General features: G+C 65.6%; 3 protein-coding genes. All 3 read left to right on the forward strand.

The annotated features are described in order from the left end of the window. Positions 1-240: TAXI family TRAP transporter solute-binding subunit (locus ABYB95_RS18945; protein WP_372660391.1), on the forward strand; the 240-nt coding region annotated here is incomplete at its 5' end. 110 nt (positions 241-350) lie between these two features. Further along, entirely contained in the window at positions 351-2,312 is a 1,962-nt protein-coding gene (locus ABYB95_RS18950; RefSeq protein WP_372660394.1) for a TRAP transporter permease, read from the forward strand. 18 nt (positions 2,313-2,330) lie between these two features. Further along, on the forward strand, positions 2,331-3,638 hold the full coding sequence (locus tag ABYB95_RS18955) for a sulfatase (RefSeq protein WP_372660397.1): 1,308 nt from the start codon (positions 2,331-2,333) through the stop codon (positions 3,636-3,638). Positions 3,639-3,799: the final 161 nt, after the last annotated feature.

Raw genomic sequence — 3,799 nt, forward strand, 5'->3', positions numbered from 1 at the left:
ATCGCTTGGCAGTCACTGATGATGATGGCGGTCAACAAGGACATGCCGGACGACGTCGCCTACAAGCTGACCAAGGCCTATTTCGACAGCCTGCCATCGCTCAAGACGGGCAACGTGATGCTGAAGGTGTTGGAGGCCGATGATGCGCTGGAAGGTCTGAAGACCCCGCTGCACCCCGGTGCGCTGAAGTATTACAAAGAGATGGGGCGCGCCGTCCCTGCGGCATTGGCCACCCGCTGACAGGTCGCTGACCGACCAGCCCGTCGAGCGAACCGCGCGCGCGCCTTGTCCCTGTGGACCGCAGGGCAGCGCGGCGTGCGCCGACCCCCATTCCTTTCGGAGACATTCCCATGACTCTCAACGCGCAGAGCGCTTCCTGGCGCGACCGGGTGGCTATCGTGCTCGCCCTGGCCGTCACGCTGTACGGCATGGCCAACGTCATGCCGGCGATCGGCGACCTGCGCCTCGGACCGTTCCCGCTGGAAGCCTTCCGGGCCAGCTTCATCGTGCTCTGCGTGTGGGTGGTCGCCTTGCGTTTGAAAGACACCGGCAACCGCCCTGCCGTTGGCGCCTTGTGGTGGACGGGCCTGCTGGGCGCTGCGGTGCTGAGCGGCGCGGCCTGGTTTTATTACCGGATCGCCATCGACATGAGCGACGCGATGATGCTGTTTGGCACCCGCGAGATGCTGATCGCGGTGGCGGCGGCGACGGTGTCGCTGTTCTTCTGCTGGCGCATCTGGGGCGCGCCTGTGGCCCTGCTGGGCGCGGCGGGCATTGCTTACCTGGTCACGGGTCCGATGTTGCCGGGCTTCCTGAAAACCGCGGGCGGTGATGTCAACGAATTGCTGGCGCAAAACCTGTGGTTCAGCCTGGACACCGGCATCCTGGGCGGCACCTTCGGCATCGTGATCAGCACGGTGTTTCCGTTCATCGTTTTGGGCGCCTTGCTGGAGGGCGCGGGGGCGGGCGAGTCCATGATCCGCATCGCCTTCCATTTGATGAAGCGCACCGCTGGCGGCCCGGCACACGCGGCGGTCTTGTCCTCGGCCCTGTTCGGTTCGGTGTCTGGCAGCGCGGTGGCCAACGTGGTCGGCACCGGCGTGGTCACCATCCCGATGATCAAGCGGCGCGGCTTCTCGGCCAACTTTGCTGGCGGCGTCGAAGCGGCGGCCTCATCGGGCGGCCAGATCATGCCGCCCATCATGGGTGCGGCCGCGCTGGTGATGGCCGACTACGTGGGGGTCAGCTACCTGACCGTGGTGGTGGCCGTGTTGCTGCCGGTGCTGGCTTATTACGCCAGCCTGTTTGCCATGATCATGTTCGAGTCGCGGCGCCTGGGCATCCGCGCCGAGGCCTCGGGCGCCGAGGTCGAGACGCCCACGGCGCAAGATGTCTTGAACCTGTTGCTGGTCTTTGGTCCGCTGGTGCTGATCGTGGTGCTTTTGACCATGGGCATGTCGGCCGCCGGTTCGTCGGTGGCGGCGATCGGTCTGCTGCTGCCGCTCAGCTTCATCAACCCCGTGGTGCGCCGCAAGCCGCTGTTGCTGCTCAAGAGCCTGGCCGATGGCGGTGCGACCTTTGCCGGCCTGCTGATGGCGATTGCCGCCGTGGGCATCGTGATCTCCACGCTGGCCGCCACCGGCGTGCCGGTGAAGTTCGGCGTGCTGCTGAGCCAGGCCCTGGGGCAATCGGAGCTGGTGGCTTTGCTGATCGTGGCCGGTGGCTGCATCGTGCTCGGCATGGGCATGCCCACCTTGCCCGCTTATGTGACGGTGGCGGCGATTGCCCTGCCGTCCATGAAGCAGTTCGGCCTGGAGCCGCTGACGGCGCACATGTTCGTCTTCTTCATCGCCGTGGCCTCCGCGATCACGCCACCCGTGGCCATCGCGGCCTACGCGGCGGCGGCAATCTCGGGCGGCAAGCCCATCGGCACCTCGATCGAGGCCTCGCGCATCGGCATCATGATTTTCATCATCCCGTTCGCCTTTGCCTACAACCCGCTGATCCTGACCGTGCCCGAGTCGGGCGCCGTGTTCGCCTGGGGCCCCTACCTGCTGCTGATCGTGAAGCTGCTGATCGCGATTTATGTACTGGCCAGTGCACTGGTGCGCTTTGACAAGCGTGCCCTGGGCTGGCTGGAGGTGTTCGCGCGCCTCGCGGCGGCGGTGTTGCTGTTTGCACCCGGCGGTCAGACCGACCTCGTGGGTGCCGCCCTCACCGTTGTCTTGCTTGGAGCACACCACTTGAAACGCGACACCGGGGCCGCAACAAGGCAAACCCTGCCAGCGGCCGACCCCAAACCACCCCACTGAAGCACGGAGATACGACACATGACCACCACCAATTTCATTTTCATCGTGGCCGACGACCTGGGCTACGCCGATCTCGGCTGTTATGGCGGACGGGCCCCGATCTCCCCCCACCTGGACGCCCTGGCGGCCAACGGTTTGAAGTTCGTCAACGGCTATTCCAACTCGCCGGTGTGTTCGCCCACGCGTTTTGCCCTGATGACCGGGCGCTACCAATACTGGGTGCGCGGCGCCAGCGAAGAACCCATGAGCGGCAGCGCGCGCGGCAACCCCGAACTCGGGCTGTTCCCGCACCTGCCCACCCTGCCTTCCTTGTTGAAGGAAAAGGGTTATCACACCGCGCTCATCGGCAAGTGGCACCTGGGCTACCGCCCACATTTCGGCCCCGAAAAAAGCGGCTACATGCACCACTTCGGCCCAATGTCGGGCGGAGTGAGCTACTACGGCCACAACGCGCGCAGCGACCAGTCCGATCTGGAGCTGGACGGCCAGCCTTATGACGAACCCGGCTACCTGACCGACCTGATCTCCAAACGCGCCGTGCAGTACGTGAAAGACCGCGCAGCCGCCAAGCAAGCCTTCATGCTCAGCCTGCACTACACGGCGCCGCACTGGCCGTGGGAAACACGGGCGCAAGGCGGTATCGACCCGGCGATCTGCAAGGACATCGCACACCTGGACGGCGGCAACATCGAGACCTACCAGACCATGATCCAGGAGATGGACGAAGGCATTGGCTGGGTGGTGGAGGCCTTGCGCGAGACCGGGCAACTGGAGAACACCTGCATCGTCTTCACCAGCGACAACGGCGGCGAACGCTTTTCGGACAACTGGCCTCTGGTGGGCGGAAAAATGGATCTGACCGAAGGCGGCATCCGCGTGCCCTACATCGTGCACTGGCCCAAAGGCATCACCCAGCCCGGCCGCACCAGCACCCAGCACTGCATGACCATGGACTGGACCGCCACCATCCTGGACATCGCGGGTGCCCCCCCACCGGCCAGCCACGCGCTCGACGGCGTATCCATGCGCCCGGTGCTGCAAGACCCGGCGGCCCACTTCGAGCGGCCCATGTACTGGCGCATGAAGCACAACAACCAGCGCGCCCTGCGCCTGGGGGAATGGAAATACCTGCAGGTCGAGCAGCACGAGTACTTGTTCAACATCGAACGCGACGCGCGCGAGCGGGCCAACCAGGCCAAGCGCGAACCGCAGCGCCTGGCAGACATGCGCAGCCAGTACGAGGCGTGGGCGGCCCAGGTGCCCGAAGTGCCCGAAGACGCCCGGGTCAGCCTGATCTACACCCTGGCCGACATGCCGGCGCGCTAGGAGCCTGCTGCCCTACTGCACAAAGCCCATGCTGCGCGCCTCGCGCACCTCGGGCTTGATGCGGTGTTCGGCCTCCAGCTGGGCCAGGAATTCCGCTGCGCCCAGCGGCTCGCCCAGTATCTCGACCTGGCGCTTCACCGCCGCAAAATCGCCCGGGCACA

Source organism: Hydrogenophaga sp., assembly GCF_041633695.1.
Lineage (GTDB): Bacteria > Pseudomonadota > Gammaproteobacteria > Burkholderiales > Burkholderiaceae_C > Hydrogenophaga.

Excerpts from the sequence above, each read along its gene's own strand:
- ABYB95_RS18950 (WP_372660394.1), top strand. The coding sequence starts at position 351 with ATGACTCTCAACGCGCAGAGCGCTTCCTGGCGCGACCGGGTGGCTATC.
- ABYB95_RS18955 (WP_372660397.1), top strand. The coding sequence starts at position 2,331 with ATGACCACCACCAATTTCATTTTCATCGTGGCCGACGACCTGGGCTAC.